Here is a 22,495-nt window from a genome sequence, read left to right on the forward strand (position 1 = left end):
ATGTCGCTGACACTAGGTCATGCCACTGACAAAAGAGCCAGCGCCCCCGAGACGAGGGTCCGCACTCCCGGTGCGACCGTGGACAGGTCGGGCGCGAAGCGGGGGCTGTGGTTGCTCGGTACCGACGCGAACTTCTCCGGGAAGCCGTCGCCGGGCGCCTGCTCCCACACGTCGGCGGGCGTGGTCGTCACGAACCAGTAGGAGTACGGGATCGAGCCCAGCGCCAGCACCGGGAAGTCCTCGCTGCCCATCGCAGGGCCCGGGTCGAACACCGTCGCCGCGCCGAACACCTCGCCGTGCACGGCGGCGACGAGACCGTCGGTCCCGGAGTCGTTGACCGTCACCGGGAAGGTGGTGCCGACGGTCACCTCCGGCTCGCGCGGGCAGCCGGCGGCCAGGCACTCGCCCCGCGCGACGCGCCGGATCGCGGCGAGCATCCGCTGCCGCACCTCCTCCGACTGCGTGCGCAGGTTGACGGCGATCCGGGCCTCGGACGGGATGATGTTGTGCCGGGTGCCTGCCTCGATACGGCCCACCGTGAGCACGGCGGACTCCTTGGCGGCGATCTCGCGGGAGACGACGGTCTGCAGCCGGGTGACCAGGTAGGCGGCGGTCACCACCGGGTCCACGGTCGACTCGGGACGCGAGCCGTGCCCGCCCCGCCCGTGCACGACGATGTCGACGTCCGTCGAGGCGGACATGATCAGGCCCGGGATGTGCGGGTAGAACCCGGCGGGCCCCGGAGCCGCGTGCTGTCCCAGCAGCACGTCGGGGCGCCCGAACCGCTCGTACAGTCCGTCCTCGACCATGTTCCGGGCGCCCTGCCCGGCCTCCTCCGCGGGCTGTCCGACCGCCAGCAGCGTGCCGGACCAGGTGTCCCGTCCGTCGGCCAGCGCGCGGGCCGCGCCCGCCAGCCAGGTCACGTGCAGGTCGTGCCCGCAGGCGTGCATCACGCCGTCCGTCCGGGAGGCGTACGGCAGCCCGGTCTCCTCCCGCACCGGCAGCGCGTCCATGTCGGCGCGCAGCAGCACGGTCGGGCCGTCCCCGTTGCGCAGCACCCCGGCGACACCGGTGCCGCCGATCCCCTCGGTCGTCTCGAACCCGGCGTCCCCCAGCCGGCCGGCGAGCTTCCCGGCGGTGCGGTGCTCGCGCAGCGACAGCTCGGGGTGCCGGTGCAGATCGCGGTAGAAGTCCTCCAGGTCCGGGACCGGGAGGCCGGCGGTGAGGTCCAGCGCGGTACGAGCGGCGGCAGAGGTCACGGGCCCAGCGTAGAGGCCGCCCGCCGGGCTCGGGCCGGGCCGGGCGAACTGCCCGGCACCGGGCCGCTCACCAGCGGTGCGTGGCGTGCTGGGCCGTGGGGGCGGCCGGTCTGTCCTGGACCGCGCGGGCCGGGCCCGCGTTCGCCGCCGTGATCAGGGCGGCCACGGCTATCAGGGCGGCGGTCAGGCCTCTGACCGCCGGCGTTCCGCCGATCGCGGGACGTCGGAAGTGGGAGAGTGCGGTGGGGCGTGCGGATGTGCGTCCGAGCACGGCGACCTCGCAACAACAGCGACGTATTAAGCATGCTTAATGCGCCGTTTAACCTAGGGGCAGTCGGTGCCGAACGGCAAGGGGTCCAGGGGGAGTTGGGGGCAGTCCGGAATGCAGGAGCGGGACGATCCGGAGACCGTCGGGCGACGGGTGCAGCAGCTGCGGACGCAACGGGGTCTGACCCAGCGCCAGTTGGCCGAGCCCGCCTATACGCCCGCCTACATCTCCACCCTGGAGGCGGGACGGGTACGGGCCTCCGACGACGCTTTGCGGCACATCGCCGGACGGCTCGGCGTCGCCTTCGAGGAACTGGCCGTGGGACGGCCCGCGCACCTCGCCACCGATCTGCGGCTGCGGCTGACCGAGGCCCAGCGCACCCTGGCCACCGGCGCCGCCGAGGAGGCGGCCGGGCAGTACGCCGCGCTGTTCGCGGAGGCGGAGCGGTACGGGCTGATGTGCGAGCAGGCCACCGCCCTGCTCGGGCTCGGCGAGTGCGCCCTCGACACCGGTGATCTGGTGGAGGCGCGGGGGTACTTCGAGCGGGCCGAGGAACGGACGGCCGGGGAGCCGCTGCCGATGCGGGTGCCCGCCCTGCGGGGCCGCGCCGTCTCCCACTACCTCGCCGGTGAACTCCGCTACGCCGTCTACCTGCTGGAGTCGGCCCTGGACGAGCTGAACCGGAGCGGGCTGCACGATCCCGACGCGCTGCTTCTCCTGTACGCCAGCGTCATCGGGCCCTACATGGACATGGGCGCCCCCGCGCGGGCGGCGAAGGCCGCCGAGTTCGCCCTGGCCCTCGCCCCGCAGGTCGGCGACCCGGCGCTGGTCGCCCGTATGCACCGCTCCGTCGCCCGCACCCTGCTCGCCGAGGGCCGGGTCGCCGAGGCCGACGCCTCGCTGGCCAAGGCGGCCGAGCTGTACCGCCAGCTGCAACTGCGCACCGAGCTCGCCAACTGCCACTGGATGCGCGGCTACGTCTACGCCCAGGACGGCGAACTGGAGCGCGCCGAGGCCGAGTTGCGGGAGGCGCTGGCCATGCTGTCGGCCACCCGCGCCGCCCTGTACCGCAGCCAGGCCGCCGTGGAGCTCGCCGACGTCCTGCACCGGCGGGGCAAGTCGGCGGAGGCGGCCGCGCTGCTGGAGGAGGTCCTGGCGGACCTTTCGCCCGAGCGGGGCGCCCTGCACGCGGCCGCCGCGCACCGGCTGCTCGGCATCATCGCCGAGGACGGCCGGGACACCGAGGCCGCCGAGGAGCACTACGTACGGGCGCTGAGCCTGCTGGAGCGGGCCGGCGCGGCCGGGGACCTGGCCGACCTGTGCCGGCTGCTCGGTGACCTGCTGCGCCGCACCGGCCGGGTGGAGGCCGCCCTGGACGCCTACCGCACCGGCCTCGGCCACCGCACGGCCCCGGGCACCACGACCCTGGGACCCGCGCCCGCACAACCCCCTCTGTGACGGCAGGACCGTTTCGGCGCCGGTGCGGCGGGTAGTCGGAAAGCCCCAGGGCGGGAGCCTGCGCCAGGGCTTCCACGACCACGCATGCACCGGTGCTGAAGGAGGCGGTGGACATGCAACGGGTCGCCGAAGCCATCGCCGAACGGCTGCGGGGTGTGCCGTCCCGGGACGTGCCCGCGCGGCTGTGCGGCCTCGCGGTGGAGCTGCTGCCCGTCGTCGGAGCGAGCGTCTCGCTGTGCGGCTGGGGACTGCCCCTGCGGGTCGGGGCGAGCGACGCCGTGGCGGCCGGCCTGGCGGAGACACAGGCCACGCTGGGCGACGGGCCGTGCGTGTCCGCCGTCCATCGCTGCGTGCCCGTGCTCGCCCGGGACCTCACCGCGGGCCGGGACGCGCGCCGCTGGCCGGTGTTCGCCCAGCAGGCGACCGCCGCCGGGGTACGGGCCGCCTACTCGATCCCGCTGGGCAGCGGGACGGTGTGCCTGGGCACGCTCGACCTGTACGGCGCCGAGCCCGGCGAACTGTTCGACGCCGACCTGCGCACCGCCCGGCTGCTGGCGGCCATGGTGACCCTCGCCCTGGTCGCCCTTCCCCGCGCGCCGGAGGGCACCGGCCCCCGCACGGCCTGGCTGAACGGCCTGGCCGCCGACCACGACGAGATCCCCCAGGCCGTCGGCATGATCATGGTCCAGCTGCGGGTCGCTCCGGACGAGGCGCTGGACCTGCTGCGCGCACACGCGTTCGCGTGCGGCCGTACGGCGCTGGAGGTGGCGCACGACATGGTCCGCCGCCGCACCTGTCTCGACCGGGTGTGAGGGGCCGGGGCGTCAGGCCAGCGCCCTGCCCCGTTCCCGGATCTGGGCCAGGCGCTGGGTGCCCACTTCGAGTGCCTGGCGGGTGGCGTCCGCGGGCAGCTCGCCGAGGGCGCCGTCGGTGAGGACGATCGCGTCGTCGCCGGCGAGGACGACCGCCACGTCCATGGTGAGGATCGTCGGCTGCTCGTCCTCGTTCGCCTGCCCGGTCAGCGTGACCCGCAGCCCCTGCCGGTCGTCCCCGACCTGCGGCAGCTGGGTCTCGGAGACCTGGACGGACTGCAGGCCCGCCACGGTGGTGGCCGCCGTGAACTGGGCGCACGCCCCCGGCAGCGTCCGCAGCCAGGTCAGCGTGCGCTCCGCGTCCGCGCGGCGGTGGGCGGCGACCCGGTAGCGCAGCTGTGCCTGGTCGTCGCCGTCGTCGAGGGAGGTCACGGCGGACGTCCCCGACGGCTCGCCGAGCAGTTCGTCGGCGTACAGGGCGTCGAGCAGCCGCTGGCACTCGGGGACGTTGGTGACCGCCTTCAGCAGCCCGTCCCGCCAGGTGGCGATCCCCTCGGTCGGGCCCCACGGCACCCCGAGGTCGGCCTCGGTGATCAGCGCGGCCCGGGCCTGGGCCTGGGTGAGGGCGGGCTTGGCGCCCGGGGACGCCTGGGGCGCCTGCTCGGCCGCCGGGGAGCCGGGCACGTGCCGGGCCACCCTGTCCGGGACGCTGCCCAGACAGCCGGAGACGGTGACCAGCGCGGCGACGGTGAGCGCGGAGGCGGCGAGGAGGCGGGCCGGGGGTACTGGCATGACGGGGCCCTCCTGGGCGTGCCGGTGACCTGGGTACGTGCTCTCACGGCACCACCGCCCCGCCCCGCCCACCAGCGCTCCGGTCCGTCCGGGTGAGCCCGGTGCCCCGGTCGGCGGCGCGCACGCGCGGCGCGCCCCGCCCGCGCGGCCGGAAATCCGGTCGTGGTGCCGTCCGTGGCGTTGCTACCGTCACCGTCATGCAGCGCGCCCAGTCGTACGCCGTCCGCACGACGACGCCGGAGAGTGTCCCGGCGCGCTGACAGCTGACCCAGTCCGAAGCCCCGGGGCGAGTGCCCCGGGGCTTCGTCGTGTCGCGGGGTGTTCGCCTCCCTCCCCGAGGAGACCACCATGAACGACCACCGCCGGCTCGGCCGTGAGCTCGACCTGTTCGACACCGACCCGCTGATCGGCGCCGGGCTGCCGTACTGGCTGCCCGACGGCGCCGTCGTACGCCACACCCTGGAGGAGTACGTCCGCGACGCGGAACGCGCCGCCGGATACCGGCACGTGTACTCGCCGGTGCTCGGCAAACGCGAGCTGTACGAGACCTCCGGGCACTGGGCCCACTACAGCGACGACATGTACCCGCCGATGCGGTTGGGCGCGGACGAGGTCGTGCTGCGGCCCAGCCTCTGCCCCCACCACGCCCTGATCTACCGCTCGCGCTCCCACAGCTACCGTGAACTGCCGCTGCGCATCGCCGAGCTGGGCGGCATGTACCGCTCCGAGCTGTCCGGCGTGCTCGGCGGGCTGACCCGGGTGCGGGCCATCCAGCTCAACGACGCGCACATCTTCTGCACCCTGGACCAGGCGGTCGACGAGGCCCGCGCCGCCCTGGAGTTGATCGGCCGCGCCTACGCCGACCTCGGCATCCGCGCCGCCCGCCACCGCCTCTCGCTGCCCGGCGAGGGCGGCAAGTACGTCGCCGACCCGGCGCTGTGGCGGCGGGCCACCGCACTGCTGAAGGACGTGCTCGCCGAGTCCGGCGTGGACTACGAGGAGGCGGAGGGCGAGGCCGCCTTCTATGGACCCAAGATCGACGTACAGATCGCGGACCCCGCCGGCCGCGAATCCACCCTCTCCACCGTCCAGATCGACTTCCACCAGCCCGAACGCTTCGACCTGCACTACGTGGGCGCCGACGGGGCGAAGCACCGGCCGGTGATGGTGCACCGCAGCGTCATCGGGAGCGTGGAGCGTGCCGTCGCGCACCTCGTGGAGGAGCACGGCGGGGCCTTCCCGGCCTGGCTGGCGCCCGTGCAGCTGGTCGTGCTGCCGGTCGGGCGGGAACAGGAGGCGGGGGCACGGGAGGTGGTGCGGGAAGCGGTGGCGCGGGGGCTGCGTGCCGAGTTCGCCGGACCCGACGAGGGCACCCTCGGCGCCCGGGTCCGGGCGGCGCGGCTGGTGCCGTACCAGGTGGTGATCGGCGCGCGCGAGGCCGAGGCCGGCGAGGTGGCCGTACGTCTGCGCGACGGTCGCCGGCCCGGGAGCCTGCCCGTCGGTGGGCTGCTGGACCGGATCGCCGCACGGGTCGTGGCCCGCGGCACCGTCCTGTGGGACTGAGTGCCGCATAAGGTCGGGGCGGGGACTTCAGGGTCCCGAGGGACGAGGGAAGGAGCCCCGCCGTGGCCGACCGGACGACGCGCATCCCCGTGATCATCGACTGCGACACCGGCGTCGACGACGCCTTGGCCCTGCTGTTCGCCGTCCGCCACCCGGGCCTGGACCTGCGCGCGGTCACCTGTGTCGCCGGGAACACGGACGTGGACGGCGTGGTGCGCAACACGCTGCGGGTGCTGGAGCGGGCCGGGGCCCCGGAGATCCCGGTCGCCCGGGGTGCCGAGCGGCCGCTGCTGGAACCGGCCCGCTCGGCCCGGCATGTGCACGGGGCGGACGGGATGGGCGACCTCGGGCTGCCCGATCCGGCCCGGGCGCCGGTCGACGTGGACGCGGTCACGCTGCTGCGCCGCGAGATCCTCGCCTCGCCGCGCCCGGTCACGCTCGTGCCGACCGCCCCGCTCACCAACATCGCGCTGCTGCTGCGCACCCACCCGGAGGTGACCCGCAACATCGAGCGGATCGTGTTCATGGGCGGCGCGGTGAGCACCGGGAACGCCACACCGGTCGCGGAGTTCAACGTCTGGCACGACCCGGAGGCGGCCGCGATCCTGCTCACCGCCGGGGTGCCGATCACCATGTACGGGCTCGACGTGTTCACCCGGGTCCTCGTGCCGGGCGTGGAGGTACGGCGACTGCGGGCGAGCGTGGAACCGGGCGCCCGCCTGGCCGGGGAACTGCTCGCCCACCGGCCCGCCGGCCCCGAGCCCGACGGCGACGACCCGGCCGGCGGCCTCGGTGACGCCGGCGCGGTCTGCGCGGTCGCCGACCCGGCCGGACTCACCACCCGGCTGCTGCCGGTCGAGGTCTCCCTCGCCCCGGGCCCGACCCGCGGCCAGACCGTCGTCGACCGCCGCGCCCGCCCAGGCGAGTCCGAGATCCACGAGGGCGTCCGCGAACAGGCCCTGGTGAACGTGGCGTTGGACGTGGACGTGAACCGCTACGTGAAGCTGTGGCTGGAGACGGTGGAGCGGGTCTAGGACAGGTCCTGGCGCCTGGTGACGCCGGCGGCGCCGAGAGGGTGGAGGGTGGCCGCAGAAAGGCGAACGCCCCGGAGCGGGGGATCTCCGGGGCGTTCGTATCGGGGGTGGTTCAGGACTGGTTCGTGCGGCGGCGCTTCGTCGCGAGGACGATCGCCGCGCCGCCGGCCAGCAGGACCGCGGCGCCGCCCGCGATCAGGGCGCTGTCGCTGCCGCCACCGGTCTCGGCGAGGCCGCCGCCCCCGTCGGGGGTCGGGGCCGGCGCCGGGGTGGACTCGGTCTCGGACGGGGCCGGGGTCGATGCGGAGGCGCTCGGGGTGGGCGTGCCGCCTCCCTCCGCCGGGGTCGACGGCGGGGCGGACTCGGGGGTGGAGGGGCTCGGCGACGGGGACTCGGACGGCGTGGTCGTGCAGTCCTTCGTCCCGCCGTTCCAGGCGGCGATCAGCTTGTCCTTGATGACGGGGTGGTCCGGGCCCTTGGGCAGGTCGCCGTGCTCGAAGCCGTCGCCCGCGCCCGCCTTGCCGTCGAACTTCACCGCGCCGCGGTAGAGGTCGATCTGCGCGAAGCAGCCCGCGTCCGGCACCGCGATGTCGAGGGAGTCCGTCTGCCCCGGCTTGACCGTCACGGAGTCGAAGTCGACGAAGACCTGCTCGCCGGAGGTGGCGAAGGTGGCGCCGTGGGCGAGGTAGGAGGCCAGGGAGGCGGTACAGGTGGTGGCGTCACCGGCGGTGCGCACCTTGATGTGGACCTTGCCGTCCTCGGTGGGCCTCAGGTTCTGGTCGTCGACCTTGACGGAGTCGTAGAAGTCGCTGCCGTCCAGCGAGAACTGGCAGCGGTCGGTGCCGGTCTCCGTGCCCGCGCCCGTGCCGGGCCGGTAGGTGCCGCCGGACGTCCAGCCGTCACCGCCGGGCGTGTCCGTGGCCCAGGCGCCGGACGCGGCGGCGACGGAGGCGGCGCACAGGACGAGCGACGCGGCGCCCGTCCCCAGCAGGCGGCGCGCGGTGACACGACTGGATCTGGACATGGACATCCCGTCTCAGGAGCTCGGAGCGAGCGGAGGAAGGCATCGGAACACTGGCCCCATCGGTCACATGCGGCACAGCGTGAGCACATGGTGGGTCGTGCCGTTCCGGCGTGTCAACCTGCGCTGTTTCAGGGGGAGTTCATGGATCGGCACAACTCCCTCACACAGGGAATGATCTGCTCCGCAGAGTGCGAAGGTTCACTTTCCCGGCAATGTGGACAGTGTCTGTACTGTCGTCCTTCCGCGGTCTTTCCGAAGGAGCCGGTGTGACCGACCTTTCGTCCAGGAACCCCGACTGGTGGCGGCAGGCCGTCGTCTACCAGGTCTATCCGCGCAGCTTCGCCGACGCCGACGGCGACGGACTCGGCGACCTCAAGGGCATCACCCAGCGCCTCGACCACGTGGCCGCGCTGGGCGTGGACGCCCTGTGGCTCAGCCCCTTCTACCCGTCCGAACTCGCCGACGGCGGCTACGACGTGGCCGACCACCGGGACGTCGACCCGCGCCTGGGCACCCTGGACGACTTCGACGCCCTGGTCGGCGAGGCCCACCGCCTCGGCCTCAAGGTGATCGTCGACATCGTCCCCAACCACACCTCGCGGCTGCACCCCTGGTTCCAGGAGGCCCTGCGCGCGGCCCCCGGCTCCCCGGCCCGCGACCGCTACGTGTTCCGCCCCGGCCGGGGCGAGGGGGGCGAACTCCCGCCCACCGACTGGCAGTCCGTTTTTCACCGTCGCCGGTGGGCGGGTCGCGCGCAACGTCGTGTTCTCCGATCCGCGCGTGTTCCAGGCGTTCGACCTGCCCGAGCGGATTTCCTTCGAATGATGTCGCCGGGCGCGATGAGTGGGGGCGGTGCCGCCGGTACGTACGGGTGAGCACCGATCGAAGGGACACCCATCGTGAGCGTCATCGTCATCGAGTTCATCACCCTGGACGGGATCGTGTCCGACCCGGACGGATCCGACGGAACACCGACCGGCGGCTGGGCCTTCCGGCACGGCCCGGAGGCGGTCGCCGGGGACAAGTTCCGGCTCGGCAGCACCCTCGACGACGGGGTCATGCTGCAGGGGCGTTCGACCTGGCAGCTGTTCTCGCGGATCTGGCCCGGACGGGACGACCCTTTCGCCGTGCGGCTGAACGCCGTACCGAAGCTGGTCCTGTCCCGCACGCTGACCGACACCTCGGCCTGGGCCAACTCGCGGCTCGTCGACGGCAGCCTGATCGACACCGTCAAGAACGAGAAGCGCGACGTGATCGTCACCGGCAGCCTGAGCGTCGTCCACGCGCTGATGACCGAGGACCTGGTCGACGAGTACCGGCTGCTGACCTTCCCCACGATCCTCGGCAGCGGCAGGCGGCTCTTCCCCGACCAGGGCTCGCACACCGACCTGGAGTGCCTGTCCGCGGAGCGGTCCGGCGCCGCCGTCCTCACGCGGTACCGGAGGAAGACGGGATGACGGTCCGCTCCCCGGGCCGGCCCGGCTAACCCACCGTCGGGCTCGGGCTGGGGAGGGTGGCCCCGCCCTGGCCTCCGGTGGTGTTGGCTCCGCCTCCGGTGCTCGCCCCGCCGCCCTTGCCGCCGGTGATGCCGTCGATGTCCACCGGGGTGGAGGTGGCGTTCGGCGGCGGGGTGAGGACCACCTCCGGCTGCCCGGCGGGCGGCGGCGGCGGGGTCACGTCGGTGTCGGGCAGCTTCGGCGGGGTGGTCTGCTGGAAGAGGGTCTGGTCGAAGTCGACCAGACCGGTCTTCTCCATCACCGTGATGTGGTCGAGCACGGTGTCGTTGGCCTGGTCGGCCAGGGCGCGCACGAGCGTGTTCTTGGTGGTGGACCGGATCTTCGCCACCGTGTTGAAGATCGAACCGTGGGTCATGCGCAGGATGTTGGCGAAGTCCGTGTCGAACTTCTTGCCGCTGTCCGCCTTCAGGGTGTTGACGAAGCCCTCCTGCTGCGGACTCGCGATGTTGGGCAGCGTGATGTTCAGCATGGGCGCGATCTTGCGGCAGGTGGTGTCCAGCGCGGCGTGCCCGTCGATGAGGTGCCGGCTCGCGATGAGGACCCCCTTCGAGGTGCCCTTCTGCAGGCCGATCTGCCCGACCGGGTACTCCCACAGCCCCGCCGCCCGCACCTTCACGACGAAGTCGCGGTCCCCCTCGGTCAACGGCCCCCACTGGGTCTGGGCGATGACCCGGTCCGGCGAACTGGAGACCTTGGTGACCCCGAGCATGCTCGGGTAGACGAGTGCTCCGAGGGTCAGGCTCAGGGCACCGCCCACGAAGAGAGTTCCCGTCGCGTTCCGCGAAAAGCGCACCGTAGCTCCTGCCCGGTCGGGGTCCCGTCTCAAGACGGTTCGGACGCACAGCAGTACGGACGAGGAAGCCGCGGAATTCATTTGGTTCGGTAAAAAGTCCCGGTGCGCTCGTTGGGCAAACGTTGACCGCTTCGGGGGAGAGTCCGGGTGGACCACCGCCCTACATTCGCCGCATGCCCCCACAGCCCCCTTCCCCCAGAGTCCCCGGCGTGCTCCCCGTCCTCCCCTACCGCAAGCCCACCAAGGGACGGGACTACTGGGTGCTCGACAACGTCCTGCCGGACGTGGACGCCGTACGCGAGCGGTGCCTGGCCAAGGACGACTGGGTCCAGGGATACCCGTACACGCAGGAGACCTGGCCGGGACTGCGCGCCATGCCGGGCCTGACGCCCGAGGAACTGGAGTGCGTCGAGGGGCTGGTGAGGAAGGCCACGGGCGCCAAGCAGCTGTGGGTGCAGCAGGCGCCCGGCGGCGGCACCCTCAACCACAACTGCGTGCAGGTGGTGGGGGAAGGGGAGAGCGAGCCCCGGCCGCACACCGACTCCCGCGCGCTGTGCCGGTACGCCGCCGTGCTCTACCTCAACCCCGGTGTCCCGAAGGACTGCGGGACCAGCTTCTTCCGGCAGTCGCTGCCGGGCGGCCGGCTCGGCGGCAACGTCGTCCAGGCCCCGCACAACAACCTCGTCGAGGCACTCGGGACGCGGTTCGTCGCGCCCGACGCCTTCGAGGAGGACGTACGCGTCCCCCACAGGTACAACCGCCTGCTGCTCTACAACGCCAACCTCGTGCACAGCGCCACCGGTTACTCCGGCAAGACGCTGGAGGAGAAGCGCATGACGGCGGTGTTCTTCTGGATGGCCTGAGCCCGTCCGGTCCCGCCGGGGCGCGGCGCGCTCAGTAGCGCAGCGCCCTGGCGACCTCCGCCTTCACCTGGCCCGTCAGGTTGCGGTTGCTGGTGGCCGTGGCCTTCCCGGTCTGGCCGGCCGCCACCTTGGAGACCGTGACGACGGTCGTGTCGAGCAGATTGCCGCTGGTGTCGGTGAAGTTGACCTGCACGGCGAAGGACTTGGCGGCATCGGCCGTGTTCTTCGCGGTGACGTCCACCGTCGCGCGGCCGCCGGTGGCCGTGGTCGGCGTGCCGAGCTTGACGTCGGCCTTGGCCTGGGCCCCCTTCTTCACCTCGTCGAGCCGCCGCTTGGCCTCCGCCGACGCGGACGCGAGCGCGTCGGTGCCCTTCGAGGCGAGGGACGACGCGGCCGAGGCGGCCTTGCTCACGGCGGCCGACGCCGCCTTGCTGGCGTTGGGCGCCGCGCTGCTGTCGCCCGAGCAGCCGCTCAGTCCCGCACCCGCCGCCACCGCCGCCACCGCCGCCAACACGGCCAGCGCCGCGCCCTTTTGGTAACCCGCCATCGTTCGCCTCCATCGGTGTCGCTCCGCCCGGCTGTCCCTCCCAGTCAAGATCGGGACCCGGACGCGCGCATGTCGGGTTCATCCGTTCGGCGCAAGCCCCGTGGTGGCCGGGCAGCGCGGGCCGGATCGTCGTAACCACGACGGAGTACGAGTCGGGAGGTACGGACATGACTCAACAGGCGCACCCGGGGAAGCCGACCCGTTCGGTCCCCAACCCCCTGGCCTCGGGCGGGGTGGTCTTCGCGGGCGTTCTGATGGCGGTGTACGGCTTCCTGGCGATCCTCCAGGGCATCTCCGCGATCGCCGCCGACGACGTGTGGAGCCACATCGGCTCCTACGTCTACAAGATCAACCTCACCGGGTGGGGCTGGATCCTGCTCATCGTGGGCGCCGTCGCCGCCGTCACCGGCGCGTTCATCCTGAAAGGCGCCGCGTGGGCGCGGGCCGTCGGCATCGGGCTGGCGGCACTCAGCATCATCGTCCAGTTCCTGTTCCTGCCGTACGCGCCCGTCTGGGCGATCATCATGATCGGCATCGACATCTTCGTGATCTGGGCGCTCGCGGTGTACCGGCCGGAGTGGGGCGACGCGGCCTGACCGCGTGTGCCGGCCTCCCCGGCGGGCTCCCCCGTCCGGGCGGGGCCGCCCCAGGCCAGTGGGGCAGCCCCGTCGGTTCCCCCGTGAGTCGGTCGGTTCAGGACCAGTGGGACCAGTAGGACCGGGACTAGGAGTGGGAGCGGCTCTGCGCCTCGGCCTCGGCTATGGCCTCGGCCTCGCTCTCGCCCACCGCGATGGCGGCGATGCCGAGCGCCTGGGCCAGGTGGTCGGCGGCGGACATGACCCGTGCGGTGCCCACGACGGGGGCGATCGCCACGAGCACGTCCTGCACCTGCTCGATCGTCAGGTCCGCCTTCATCGCGGGGTCCAGGTGGGCGAGGTAGGAGATCGCCGGGGCGTCCATGGCCACGAGGGCGGCGATGCGGGTGAGGATGAGCGTCCCCGTGTCCATCCCGCAGCGTTCGATGGAGTCGATGGTCATGGCGGCGAGCGTGTCGAGAACGGGAGCGTCTGATGATGCGGTGGCCATGTCGGGACCGCCTTCCGATGTGCGCCGGGCTGATTGCCCCTTCACCGTAGGAGCGAGGAGGGTACTCGCTGCTCACCCGGCGCGGGTGAGGCCGCCCGGTGCGCGCCGCGCGCACGCTGAACGCAGCGACGAAGGGGGCGAGGGGGGCAGGGAGGCACGACGTGCACACACCGATGTATCTCGCGTACGACTATCCGCTGCTGAGCGCGTTCTGGACGATGCTGTGGTTCGTCCTGCTGGTCATGTGGTTCGTGCTGCTCTTCAAGGTCATCGTCGACGTGTTCCGCGACGACTCGCTGAACGGCTGGGCGAAGGCCGGCTGGCTGATCTTCGCCATCGCGCTGCCCTTCCTCGGCGTCTTCGTCTACGTCGTCGCCCGCGGCAAGGGCATGGGACAGCGCGAACTGGCGGAGGCCCGGGAGCGGCAGGCGGCCTTCGACTCCTACGTCCGCCAGACGGCGGGCACCGCGACCCGTGCCGGCAGCGTGGACGACCTGACCAGGCTGTCCGAACTGCGCAGCCACGGCGACATCACGGACGAGGAGTTCCGCCGGGCCAAGGAGCAGATACTGGCCGGCGGCGCGCCGAAGTGACCGAAGCGACCTGACGTGAGCGGCGGTCGGAGCGCCGGGTGGGCCCGGCTGGCGCTGCTCGCGCTGGCGGGCGGCGTCCTGCTGCCCCTCCTGGCCGCCGGGCTGAAGAGCCTGCTCGCGGTGCTGGTGGGAATCGCCGGCCTGGCGCTGACCGCCGTCGGGGTGTGGTGGGCCCTCGCGTACCGGGGGGTCGCCCGGGTCGCCGGGGCGCTGCTGTCGGTGTCCGTGCCGCTCGGGGTCCTCGCCCTGTACGCCTTCTACGGACTGCTGTGGCCGGCCTTCGCCTCCCTGGCCCTGTGGGGGCTGGCGGTGGCGGCCGCGCGGACCGCCCTGACCCCGGCGGGCGCGGCCTCCGCACACCGCCACGCCAAGCGCGCCAAGGGCGCTGTCGAGGCGCCGCGGCGCCCGTGGATCGTGATGAACCCGCGCTCCGGTGGCGGCAAGGTGGCCCGCTTCCAACTGGTGGAGAAGGCGCGGGCGGCGGGCGCCCAGGTCGCCCTGCTGGACCCGGAACTGCACCAGGACGTGGCGGAGCTGGCCCGGCGGGCGGTGGCCGACGGAGCCGACCTGCTGGCCGTGGCCGGCGGCGACGGCACCCAGGCCCTGGTGGCCGAGATCGCCGCCCGGCACGACCTCCCCTTCGTGGTGATCCCCGCCGGCACGCGCAACCACTTCGCCCTGGACCTCGGCCTGGACCGGGAGGATCCGGCGGCCGCGCTGGAGGCGCTGACCGACGGCGAGGAGTTCCGGATCGACCTCGGGTTCGCCGCCGACCGGGTGTTCGTCAACAACGCCTCGTTCGGCACGTACGCGGTGGTGGTCGGCGATCCCGCCTACCGCGACCGGAAGGTGCGCACGGTCCTGCAGAACCTGCCCGATCTGCTCACCGGCGAGGAGGCGCCCCGGCTGGCGATGCGGGCCGGGCAGACCGATGCCGAGGGGCTGCAGGCGCTGCTCGTCAGCAACAACCCCTACCGGCGGTTCGGCGACCCGTCCGCTCCCGGACGCAGGGAGGGACTGGACTCCGGGCTGCTCGGCGTTCTGTGCGTACGGGTCGAGAGCGGCGCCGAGGCGGCGGGCCTGGTGACGGACCCGCGGTCCCCCGGTCTGCTGCGGCTGACCGCGGCCGAGGTGGTCGTCGAGGCGGACGGGGACACCGTCCCGGTCGGCATCGACGGGGAGCACGTGGTGCTGCCCGCACCCGTCGTGTGCCGGATCGCGCCCGGTGTCCTGCGGGTCCGGGTGCCGCGCCACCGGCCCGGTACGCCGGCGACCAGGCCGGCCCTCGACTGGCCCCGGGTGGCGCGGCTCGCGCTGGGGCGGCTGGTTCCGCCCCACTAGGGCCTGTCGTCAAATTCCCGTCTGCCCCGCGACGCCTGGCACTCCCCCAAGCTCTTCGAGCAGGGGGGACCCCCCACTCGCCGCACCGGGCGAAAGCCCAAGTACGTCCAGTACGAGGACTTCCGCCCGGCACTCCCCCAGCCTTCGGCCGGGGGGACCCCCAGAGCACGCACCAGACGCCGCAGGGCCGCCCTTCGGGCGACGACGGGAATTTGACGACAGGCCCTAGGCGCCCTCGGCCCACCCGCCGGGCTCGCCGGGCTGACGAAGCCACGGGCCGTCCGTCACGTCCGGTGTGCGGCCCGCCTGGCCACGAGCTTGCCGAGCTCCCACAGCACCAGCAGCACGAGCGGCGGCAGCAGCGCCCAGCCGAACTGGTGCACGTCGATCCGTGTCGTACCCAGCAGCCGCCGGAACCCGTCCAGCTGCGTGACCAGCACCGCGAGCGCGAACTCCACGAATATCGCCCAGTTCATCTGCTTGCTGTCGAAGCTGGCGGGGGTCAGCACGGTCGCCGTCTCGCTGCGGCATTCGAGCGCGGCCACGATCAGACAGAGCGCGAAGGAGGTGAACGCGATGGACTGGCCGACGGCGGTGCTGCCGTAGTGCGACTCGCCCAGCTTGATCAGGGCGAGCAGGCCGATCGTGATCACCAGGCCGGAGAGGCCGACCGTGACCATCACGCCCTTGGTCAGCACCGGTTCGCCGCGCGGACGCGGCCGGCGCTCCATGAGTCCGGGGCTCTGCCGGTCGAAGCCGAGCGCGAAGCCGAAGGCGGCGTTGACGAAGAAGTGGATCCACAACACCTGGGCGGGAGAGAAGGGTTCGCCCGCCGCGATGTTGAACAGGGTCGCGCCGAGGAAGGTCAGCACGAAGACCACGAGCAGGACCAGCACGAAGCGGATGTACTTGGTGAGGTTGTCGTAGATCTTGCGGCCCTGTTCGACCGCGAAGACGATCGTGGCGAAGTTGTCGTCGGCCAGCACCATCCGCCCGGCGTTCTTGGCGACCTCCGTGCCGGAGCCCATGGCGATGCCGATGTCGGACGCCTTGATGGCCGGGGCGTCGTTGACGCCGTCCCCGGTCATGGCCACCACATGGCCCTTCTTCTTCAGCGTGTCCGCGAGCAGCACCTTGTGCTCCGGCGCGACCCGGCCGACCACACCGATGTCGTCGATCCGGGCGAGCCGCTCGCTCTCCGGCAGCGCGGCGAACTCGGCGCCGAGCATCGCCTCGCCCTCGATGCCGAGCTGCCGCGCGATGGCGGCGCCCGTGACGACGTCGTCCCCGGTCACCATCCGCACCCGGATGTGCGCGGCCTGCGCGTCGGCGACGGCGGCCCGCGACTCCTCGCGGGGCGGGTCGACCATGCCGATCAGGCTGGTCATCTGCAGGTCGGTGACATGTACGAGCAGGTCCCCCTCGGGGTCGAAGTCGGCGGGGTCGAGGTCGCGCCGCGCGGCCGCCATCACCCGCAGTCCCTCGCCGCCCATCCGCTCGATGTGCTCCTGGGCGCGCCGCTGAGCCTCCGCGTCCCACGGGACGTCCGTGCCGTGCGCGAGCGCGCTGCTCGCCCGGGCCGTCACCGCGGGCGCGGCCCCCTTCACGAAGCACCGCACGACCGGCCGGCCCGCCGCGTCGGTGGCCGAGTTGAAGGTGGCCATCAGCTTGTACGAGGGGTCGAAGGGCAGCGTGGCCAGCCGGGGCAGCCGCTCACGGGTGGCGTCGAGGTCCAGCCCGGCCTTGTGCCCGAGCACCAGCAGGGCGCCCTCGGTGGGGTCGCCGACCACCACGCCGTCCACCAGCTTGCCGTCGTTGGCGATCAGGTACGGCAGGATCGCGTCCTCGATGCCGGGTGCCGTGCCGACGGCGTGGTGGACCTTGCCCGCCAGGCCGTACCCGGTGCCGGAGACGGTGTAGCGGTCACCGGGATCGAGCACCTCCACGACCGTCATCTGGTTCATGGTGAGCGTGCCGGTCTTGTCGGAGTTGATCGCCGAGGTGAAGCCGAGCGACTGCACCGACGGCAGGTCCTTCACGATCGCCTGACGCCGGGCCAGGTCGACCCCGCCGATCGACAGGATGGTCTGGGTCACCGTGGGCAGGGCCTCCGGGATGGCGGCGATCGCCAGCGAGACGGCGCTGACGAACAGCGCGTCCCACGCCTGGCCGCGGCTGCGCCCGAGCACGAACATCACGATCATCGTGAGTCCGGCCGCGCCCGTGATCCACAGGGTGAGCCTGTTCAGCTCCCGGTCCAGCGGGGAGGTCTCGCGGGGCGTCGCCGACAGCATCCCGGAGATGCGGCCGAGCTCGGTGTCGGCCCCGGTGGCCGTGACGATCACCGTCGCGCTGCCGTGGGTGACCGGCGTGTTCATGAACGCCATGTTCGTGCGGTCCCCGGGCCCCAGGTCGGCGCCGGTCAGGGTGGTCGCGTCCTTGGCGGCGGGCACGCTCTCGCCGGTCAGCGCGGACTCGTCGATCTGCAGGGCGCTGGCCGCGACGATCCGCCCGTCGGCCGGGACCTCGTCGCCGGCGGAGAGCAGCACGACATCCCCGACGACGACCTGCTCGGCCGGGATCTCGGACTCCGTCCCGTCCCTGCGCACCCGGGCGGTCGCCTTCAGCATCGACTTGAGCGCGTTCATGGCGCTCTCGGCCTTGCCCTCCTGACGCATGCCGATGACCGCGTTCAGGATCGTCAGCACGACCAGGAGGATGCCGGTGTTCCACTCCGCGATGAGGAACGACACCACGGCGGCGGCGACCAGGACGAGCTGCATGTAACTGCGGTATTGGGCCAGGTAGCGGCGCCAGCCGGGCAGGGCCTTCTCCTCCGGCAGCGCGTTCGGTCCGTTCGTCCGCAGGAGTTCGTCCGCCCGCTGCGCGGACAGTCCCACGGCCGGGAGCACCCCGAACGCGGCGGCGACCTCGTCCGCGGGCCGCGCGTACCACGCCGGGCCGTCCGCCGCCCGCTCGTGCGGTGCGTGTGTCTGCGCGGTCATGGCACGTACCTCATCTCAGCCCTTTCCGCCCGAGCGCTTGCCCTTCTTGCCGGCCTTCGCGTAGGGGTCCGGTGCGGCGCCCTCGGGGGCCTCACGTTCCAGATCCCGCTTCACCTCGGCGAGCTCGCGCCGCGTCTCGTCGCCGACCCGCGGATACTGGGGATCGATGCCGATCAGGGTGTGCGCCAGCACCGCGGCGGCGCAGATGCGCGCGAACCACTTGTGGTCGGCCGGCACCACGTACCAGGGCGCCCACTCCGTACTGGTGGCGGACAGCATCCGGGAGAACGCCCGCTGGTAGTCGTCCCACCGGGCCCGCTCCCGGACGTCGGCCGGCGAGAACTTCCAGTTCCGCTCGGGCACGTCGATGCGCTTGAGGAAGCGGATGCGCTGTTCCTCCTTGGACAGGTTCAGGAACAGCTTCACGATCTTGAACCCGTTGTCGCTCAGGTAGCGCTCCCAGTCGTTGATCTCCCGGTACCGCCGCTCCCACACCTCGTCGTCGCGGGCCGCCGGCGGCAGTTTCTGTCTGCGCAGGTTCTCGGGGTGCACCCGCACCACCAGGACCTCTTCGTAGTGCGACCGGTTGAAGATCCCGATCTCGCCGCGGGCCGGCAGGTGGCGGGCGTAGCGCCACAGGTAGTCGTGGTCGAGTTCCTCGGCCGAGGGCACCTTGAAGCCGGTCACGCGCACACCCTGGGGATTGACGCCGCTCATGACGTGCCGGATCGTGCCGTCCTTGCCGCCCGCGTCCAGCGCCTGGAGGCAGACGAGCACCCCGTAGGTGTCCTGGGCGGCCAGCCGCCGCTGGTAGTCGGCGAGCAGCTCGATGCCGCTGCTGAGCAGCTCGACGCCGTCCTTCTTGCGGATCCGAGCCTTGTACCCGGGGTCGAAGTCCCTCGCCAGGCGCACCGTGCTGCCCGGCCTGACCCTCAGCGGTTCGATGAGGTCCGCGATGCGCTCGGCTCTCTCGTCGGACATCGTCCACCGTCCTTACGGCCCCCCGGCACGGACCCCCGCGCACCGGCAGCGTCCCTCCCCGGCGCGGGGGCGGCCTCACCCTTCGCGGGTGGTTCGGGGCCGGCCGGACCCGACGTCCGGCCCCGGACCGAGGCCCGGCGTGGTGTTTGGCCCTGACATGTCCAGTGCGACAAGATGCCGGGATGAACAACCACGACGGCATAGGCCCCTCGCCGCAACACCCTGTGCAGCACATCCCGGCCCTGCGGCCGGTTCGCGGCGCGGCCCGATGCGCTGTCGGCGCTCTCCTGCTCGCCGCACTCGCCTGGGTGGCCCGGGCGGTGTGGGAGATCCGGCTCGCGATGGCCGGAGAGCCGGCCTCGGGACCGCCGGACCAGGGCGAGGGCGTGCACCGCCCGCTGACGGCGCTCGAAGACTCGTACCACCAGGTCACCACCCTGGGCGGGGTGGCCGCGCTGGTCTGCGCCTTCGCCTTCCTGTCGTGGCTGTGGCGGGTGCGGGACAACGGGACGGACCTGTCGGGCGCGGCACCCCGGTACGCGGGCTACTGGGTCTACCTGGGCTGGATCGTGCCGTTCATGAACCTGTGGGTGCCCCGGGGACTCGTCGCGGACGTCTGGCAGGCCACCGCCCCGGGCAGGCGCGCGCCGCTCTCCCTGAACGTGTGGTGGGGCCTGTGGCTGGTCGGGCTGCTGAGCGGGGTCGGGCTGCTGTACACCGACTCGAAGGACGAGGTCATCGAGCGGGCCTACACGGAACCCTGGCCGCTGCTGGCGTCCGACGCGGCGATCGTGGGCGCGGCCGTGGCGGCCGTGTTCCTCGTACGCGCCGTCACCGCGGCACAGTCGGAGCGGGCACGGCAGGATCCGGACGGCCGTATTCCGGTGGCAGCCACCTCCTGAACACCGCGACCGGACGTTCGCCGCGTCGTGCGTCGGCGCTTACGGTCGGAGCATGACGACCATCGCCATCGTGGGGGCGGGCCCCGGGCTGGGCGCCGCCGTGGCGCGCCGGTTCGGGCGTGAGGGGTACGACGTGGCGCTCGTCGCCCGTGACCGGGACCGGCTGGAGGCGCTGGCCGGGGAACTGGCCGCCGCGGGCGTGACCGCGCGCGGCTTCGCCGCCGACGTGCGCGACCCGTCGTCGCTGGCGGCGGCGCTGGGCGCGGCGGCGAAGGAGCTCGGCCCGGTCGAGGTGCTGCAGTACAGCCCGGTACCGCAGCGGGACTTCATGCTTCCGGTGCTGGAGACCACCCATACGGATCTGCTCGGCCCCGTCGAGTTCTCGGTGTACGGCCCCGTCGCCGCCGTACAGCAGGTCCTGCCCGGTATGCGCGCCCTGGGCCGGGGCACGATCCTGCTGGTCAACGGCGGCACCGCCGTCGTCCCGCACCCGGAGCGCGCGGGCACCTCGATCGCCTTCGCCGCCGAGAGCGCGTACGGCCATCTGCTGCACGACCGGCTCGCCCCCGAGGGCATCCACGTGGCCCAGCTCGTCATCCCCGGCGCGATCGTCCCCGGTCACCCCAGGAAGGATCCGGCCGTGCTCGCGGACACCCTGTGGACCCTGCACCGCGACCGGCACGGCTTCCGGCACTACGCCGACGACCTCTACGGCTGACCGCTCCCGCTCCGCAGTGTCGGATTTCGATTCGTGGGCAACGATGGTGCTACGACCGGAACGCACAGGAATGCACCGGAACGCACCCTCTGAAGGGGGTCGAGATGGCTGTGGAGATCCCTCCCCTCATCAAGCCCTCGCGGCTCAGACGCCGCGGGGGCCTGCTGGGCGAGTGCCTGGCGGAGTTCCTGGGGACGTTCGTCCTCATCTGCTTCGGATGCGGCGTCACGGCGATGGCCGTCGCGGCACTGCCCGGCTCGGGACGTGCGGCCACTCCGACGACGATCTTCCTGGCCGCGGGCGACTGGCTGCTGATCACCTGGGGCTGGGGCATGGCCGTGGTCTTCGGCATCTATGTGGCCGGCGGTGTCAGCGGCGCGCACCTGAACCCGGCCGTGACGCTGGCGTTCGCCGTACGCCGCAAGTTCCCCTGGGTCAAGGTGTTCCCGTACTGGTTCTCGCAGGTCGTCGGGGCCTTCACCGGGGCGGCCCTGGTCTTCGCGGTCTACCACGACGCGATCAACGCGTACGACGCGGCCTCGAAGGACCCGCACGTGGGCGGGAAGACACTCGCCACGTTCTCGATCTTCGCCACGTTCCCGGCGCCGTACTTCAACGGCGGTGTCTGGGGTCCGCTGATCGACCAGATCGTCGGCACCGCCTTCCTGGTCATGTTCGTCGTGGCGGTCGTCGACCTGCGCAACACGGCGGTCCAGGCGAACCTCGGCCCGCTGGTGATCGGCTTCGCCGTGGCCGCCATCGGCATGTCCTACGGGGCGAACGCCGGCTACGCCATCAACCCGGCGCGTGACTTCGGCCCGCGCCTGCTCACCTGGTTGGCGGGATGGGACGGGTTCTCCTTCCCGGGCAGTGGAGCGTGGTTCAGCAACTACTTCTGGATCCCGATCGTCGGGCCGCTGATCGGCGGCACGATCGGGGTCCTGGTGTACGACCTGTTCATCGGCGACGTACTGCACACCCGCGCCCAGCAGGGCGAACTGCCGGAGCCCGGCCGGACGCGGGAATGACCGCCTAGGAGCCGTGACGGCCTCCCTCAGGAGGCGTTGGAGTTCGACCGGCCGAAGAACTCGATCTCGGCGATGGAGACCTGCTTGCCGGCGGAGGCGGCGTAGGCCGACTCGATGGTGAAGCGGACCTTGGTGACCTCGCCGACCCGGAAGGCGCGGCGCTGGCCGCCGGCCCCCTGGTCCAGGGTGATCTCGCGCGTCGTGGTCTTTCCGTCCTTCGTGGTGATCGTCGCCTTCAGGCGGTGCGGGAGGGCCGACTGGGAGAGCTGGTCGGGGCGGGTGGAGACGCCCGGCGTGATGATCAGGTCCAGCAGCCGGGTCGGCTCGTCGAACCGGGCCTCGATCCACTGGCCCTCGCCCGACTCGGAGACGCCGGGACCCCACCAGCTGTTGTTGATCTTGTCGAAGGCGAGCTGCGGCTTGTGCCCCGGGTAGGAGCGCGAGGCCGCGACAGCGTCCGGGGCGACCGGGGCGCGCTTGGCGAAGTGGTCGCGGGTGGCCTGCACGGCGGCCGGCGCGTTCGCCCCGGCGAGGATCAGCAGGGTGAGGACGAGGGCGCCCACCACCCAGCTGACGATGCGGTCGAAGGTTCGCCGCAGGCGGGGGCGGTCGCCGGCCCACGGGGTCTCCCGGCTGCGGAAGTCCAGCACGCGGCGCCACCAGGGCCGCCGCTCGGGCGAGCGGTCGTCCCGGGACATGGGCATCGCGCACCGGGTGCAGAAGTGCCGGTCGGGCCGGTTGGGTGTGGAGCACCAGGGGCACGGCACGCCGTTCTCGTCCCCCAGCACCGGCCCGGGCGCCCGCACCTGCGGCCGGTCCGCGACGGGCCGCCCCGGCAGCACCGGCGCGACGGCCGGCTCGGCGGCGGCTCGCGCCTCGGGCTCGGCGACGGGCACGAGAAGGGAACGGGC

22 protein-coding genes and 1 pseudogene are annotated in these 22,495 nt (G+C 72.7%); 13 read left to right on the plus strand and 10 right to left on the minus strand.

Features of this window, described 5'->3' with window-relative positions:
- Positions 1 to 17: 17 nt before the first annotated feature.
- Both IPZ69_RS27970 and IPZ69_RS27975 read right to left on the minus strand, forming a co-directional pair.
- The gene (locus tag IPZ69_RS27970) at positions 18 to 1,259 is read right to left on the minus strand and encodes an amidohydrolase (RefSeq protein ID WP_235457341.1); all 1,242 of its coding nucleotides are present in this window, start codon (positions 1,257 to 1,259) and stop codon (positions 18 to 20) included.
- Positions 1,260 to 1,326: 67 nt separating this feature from the next.
- Entirely contained in the window at positions 1,327 to 1,530 is a 204-nt protein-coding gene (locus tag IPZ69_RS27975) for a hypothetical protein (protein WP_235457342.1), read from the minus strand.
- A gap of 111 nt (positions 1,531 to 1,641) precedes the next feature.
- On the opposite strand from IPZ69_RS27975, the gene IPZ69_RS27980 reads away from it, so the two are divergent.
- Together IPZ69_RS27980 and IPZ69_RS27985 are read left to right on the plus strand one after the other, a co-directional pair.
- A complete protein-coding gene (locus IPZ69_RS27980) occupies positions 1,642 to 2,985 on the plus strand; it encodes a helix-turn-helix transcriptional regulator (protein WP_235457343.1) in 1,344 nt (447 codons plus the stop codon).
- 113 nt (positions 2,986 to 3,098) lie between these two features.
- Positions 3,099 to 3,797: a GAF and ANTAR domain-containing protein gene (locus IPZ69_RS27985; protein ID WP_235457344.1), complete on the plus strand. Its 699-nt coding sequence runs from the start codon at positions 3,099 to 3,101 to the stop codon at positions 3,795 to 3,797.
- A gap of 12 nt (positions 3,798 to 3,809) precedes the next feature.
- Here the strand turns inward: IPZ69_RS27985 and IPZ69_RS27990 are convergent, their stop codons facing one another.
- Positions 3,810 to 4,589, minus strand: coding sequence for a hypothetical protein (locus IPZ69_RS27990; protein WP_235457345.1), 780 nt, complete (start codon positions 4,587 to 4,589; stop codon positions 3,810 to 3,812).
- 267 nt (positions 4,590 to 4,856) lie between these two features.
- On the opposite strand from IPZ69_RS27990, the pseudogene thrS reads away from it, so the two are divergent.
- Positions 4,857 to 6,152, plus strand: a pseudogene (gene thrS / locus IPZ69_RS27995) (threonine--tRNA ligase); the annotation flags it as partial.
- 62 nt (positions 6,153 to 6,214) lie between these two features.
- On the plus strand, positions 6,215 to 7,186 hold the full coding sequence (locus tag IPZ69_RS28000) for a nucleoside hydrolase (protein ID WP_235457347.1): 972 nt from the start codon (positions 6,215 to 6,217) through the stop codon (positions 7,184 to 7,186).
- 112 nt (positions 7,187 to 7,298) lie between these two features.
- Here IPZ69_RS28000 and IPZ69_RS28005 read toward each other — a convergent pair whose 3' ends face one another.
- Positions 7,299 to 8,210, minus strand: a complete 912-nt coding sequence (locus IPZ69_RS28005; RefSeq protein ID WP_235457349.1) for an LAETG motif-containing sortase-dependent surface protein — start codon at positions 8,208 to 8,210, stop codon at positions 7,299 to 7,301.
- 212 nt (positions 8,211 to 8,422) lie between these two features.
- Between IPZ69_RS28005 and IPZ69_RS28010 the strand changes: the two genes are divergently transcribed.
- Entirely contained in the window at positions 8,423 to 9,085 is a 663-nt protein-coding gene (locus tag IPZ69_RS28010; protein WP_445330179.1) for an alpha-amylase family glycosyl hydrolase, read from the plus strand.
- A 24-nt stretch (positions 9,086 to 9,109) separates the two neighbouring features.
- Positions 9,110 to 9,667, plus strand: a complete 558-nt coding sequence (locus tag IPZ69_RS28015) for a dihydrofolate reductase family protein (protein WP_235457351.1) — start codon at positions 9,110 to 9,112, stop codon at positions 9,665 to 9,667.
- A 25-nt stretch (positions 9,668 to 9,692) separates the two neighbouring features.
- Here IPZ69_RS28015 and IPZ69_RS28020 read toward each other — a convergent pair whose 3' ends face one another.
- Positions 9,693 to 10,484: a DUF4142 domain-containing protein gene (locus IPZ69_RS28020; RefSeq protein ID WP_235457364.1), complete on the minus strand. Its 792-nt coding sequence runs from the start codon at positions 10,482 to 10,484 to the stop codon at positions 9,693 to 9,695.
- A gap of 209 nt (positions 10,485 to 10,693) precedes the next feature.
- Here IPZ69_RS28020 and IPZ69_RS28025 point away from each other — a divergent pair, with 209 nt between their 5' ends.
- A complete protein-coding gene (locus tag IPZ69_RS28025) occupies positions 10,694 to 11,383 on the plus strand; it encodes a DUF6445 family protein (RefSeq protein WP_235457352.1) in 690 nt (229 codons plus the stop codon).
- 31 nt (positions 11,384 to 11,414) lie between these two features.
- Here IPZ69_RS28025 and IPZ69_RS28030 read toward each other — a convergent pair whose 3' ends face one another.
- Positions 11,415 to 11,930 (minus strand): FxLYD domain-containing protein, encoded by a 516-nt coding sequence (locus tag IPZ69_RS28030; protein WP_235457353.1) that lies wholly within the window; start codon positions 11,928 to 11,930, stop codon positions 11,415 to 11,417.
- Positions 11,931 to 12,097: 167 nt separating this feature from the next.
- Between IPZ69_RS28030 and IPZ69_RS28035 the strand changes: the two genes are divergently transcribed.
- Positions 12,098 to 12,526, plus strand: a complete 429-nt coding sequence (locus tag IPZ69_RS28035) for a DUF7144 family membrane protein (RefSeq protein ID WP_235457354.1) — start codon at positions 12,098 to 12,100, stop codon at positions 12,524 to 12,526.
- 127 nt (positions 12,527 to 12,653) lie between these two features.
- Here the strand turns inward: IPZ69_RS28035 and IPZ69_RS28040 are convergent, their stop codons facing one another.
- Positions 12,654 to 13,016 carry a carboxymuconolactone decarboxylase gene (locus IPZ69_RS28040; RefSeq protein ID WP_235457355.1) on the minus strand — a complete coding sequence of 121 codons (363 nt, stop codon included), beginning with the start codon at positions 13,014 to 13,016 and terminating at the stop codon, positions 12,654 to 12,656.
- Between the two features lie 173 nt (positions 13,017 to 13,189).
- Between IPZ69_RS28040 and IPZ69_RS28045 the strand changes: the two genes are divergently transcribed.
- Complete coding sequence (locus IPZ69_RS28045; RefSeq protein ID WP_235457365.1) at positions 13,190 to 13,609, plus strand: SHOCT domain-containing protein; 420 nt, start codon at positions 13,190 to 13,192, stop codon at positions 13,607 to 13,609.
- Positions 13,610 to 13,624: 15 nt separating this feature from the next.
- Positions 13,625 to 14,950 carry a diacylglycerol/lipid kinase family protein gene (locus tag IPZ69_RS28050; RefSeq protein WP_235457356.1) on the plus strand — a complete coding sequence of 442 codons (1,326 nt, stop codon included), beginning with the start codon at positions 13,625 to 13,627 and terminating at the stop codon, positions 14,948 to 14,950.
- Between the two features lie 284 nt (positions 14,951 to 15,234).
- Here IPZ69_RS28050 and IPZ69_RS28055 read toward each other — a convergent pair whose 3' ends face one another.
- Together IPZ69_RS28055 and IPZ69_RS28060 are read right to left on the minus strand one after the other, a co-directional pair.
- On the minus strand, positions 15,235 to 17,955 hold the full coding sequence (locus tag IPZ69_RS28055; RefSeq protein WP_235457357.1) for a cation-translocating P-type ATPase: 2,721 nt from the start codon (positions 17,953 to 17,955) through the stop codon (positions 15,235 to 15,237).
- A 15-nt stretch (positions 17,956 to 17,970) separates the two neighbouring features.
- Positions 17,971 to 18,936: a polyphosphate kinase 2 family protein gene (locus IPZ69_RS28060; protein WP_235457358.1), complete on the minus strand. Its 966-nt coding sequence runs from the start codon at positions 18,934 to 18,936 to the stop codon at positions 17,971 to 17,973.
- A 182-nt stretch (positions 18,937 to 19,118) separates the two neighbouring features.
- Here IPZ69_RS28060 and IPZ69_RS28065 point away from each other — a divergent pair, with 182 nt between their 5' ends.
- From IPZ69_RS28065 to IPZ69_RS28075, 3 genes are all read left to right on the plus strand, one after another.
- Positions 19,119 to 19,838, plus strand: coding sequence for a DUF4328 domain-containing protein (locus IPZ69_RS28065; protein WP_235457359.1), 720 nt, complete (start codon positions 19,119 to 19,121; stop codon positions 19,836 to 19,838).
- 52 nt (positions 19,839 to 19,890) lie between these two features.
- Entirely contained in the window at positions 19,891 to 20,556 is a 666-nt protein-coding gene (locus tag IPZ69_RS28070; protein WP_235457360.1) for an SDR family NAD(P)-dependent oxidoreductase, read from the plus strand.
- A gap of 104 nt (positions 20,557 to 20,660) precedes the next feature.
- Entirely contained in the window at positions 20,661 to 21,584 is a 924-nt protein-coding gene (locus IPZ69_RS28075; RefSeq protein ID WP_235457361.1) for an MIP/aquaporin family protein, read from the plus strand.
- Positions 21,585 to 21,610: 26 nt separating this feature from the next.
- Here IPZ69_RS28075 and IPZ69_RS28080 read toward each other — a convergent pair.
- Positions 21,611 to 22,495, minus strand: an 885-nt coding sequence (locus IPZ69_RS28080) for an NADase-type glycan-binding domain-containing protein (protein ID WP_235457362.1), incomplete at its 5' end; no start/stop codon positions are given.

Source organism: Streptomyces olivochromogenes, from assembly GCF_021538895.1.
GTDB classification, from domain to species: domain Bacteria; phylum Actinomycetota; class Actinomycetes; order Streptomycetales; family Streptomycetaceae; genus Streptomyces; species Streptomyces olivochromogenes_A.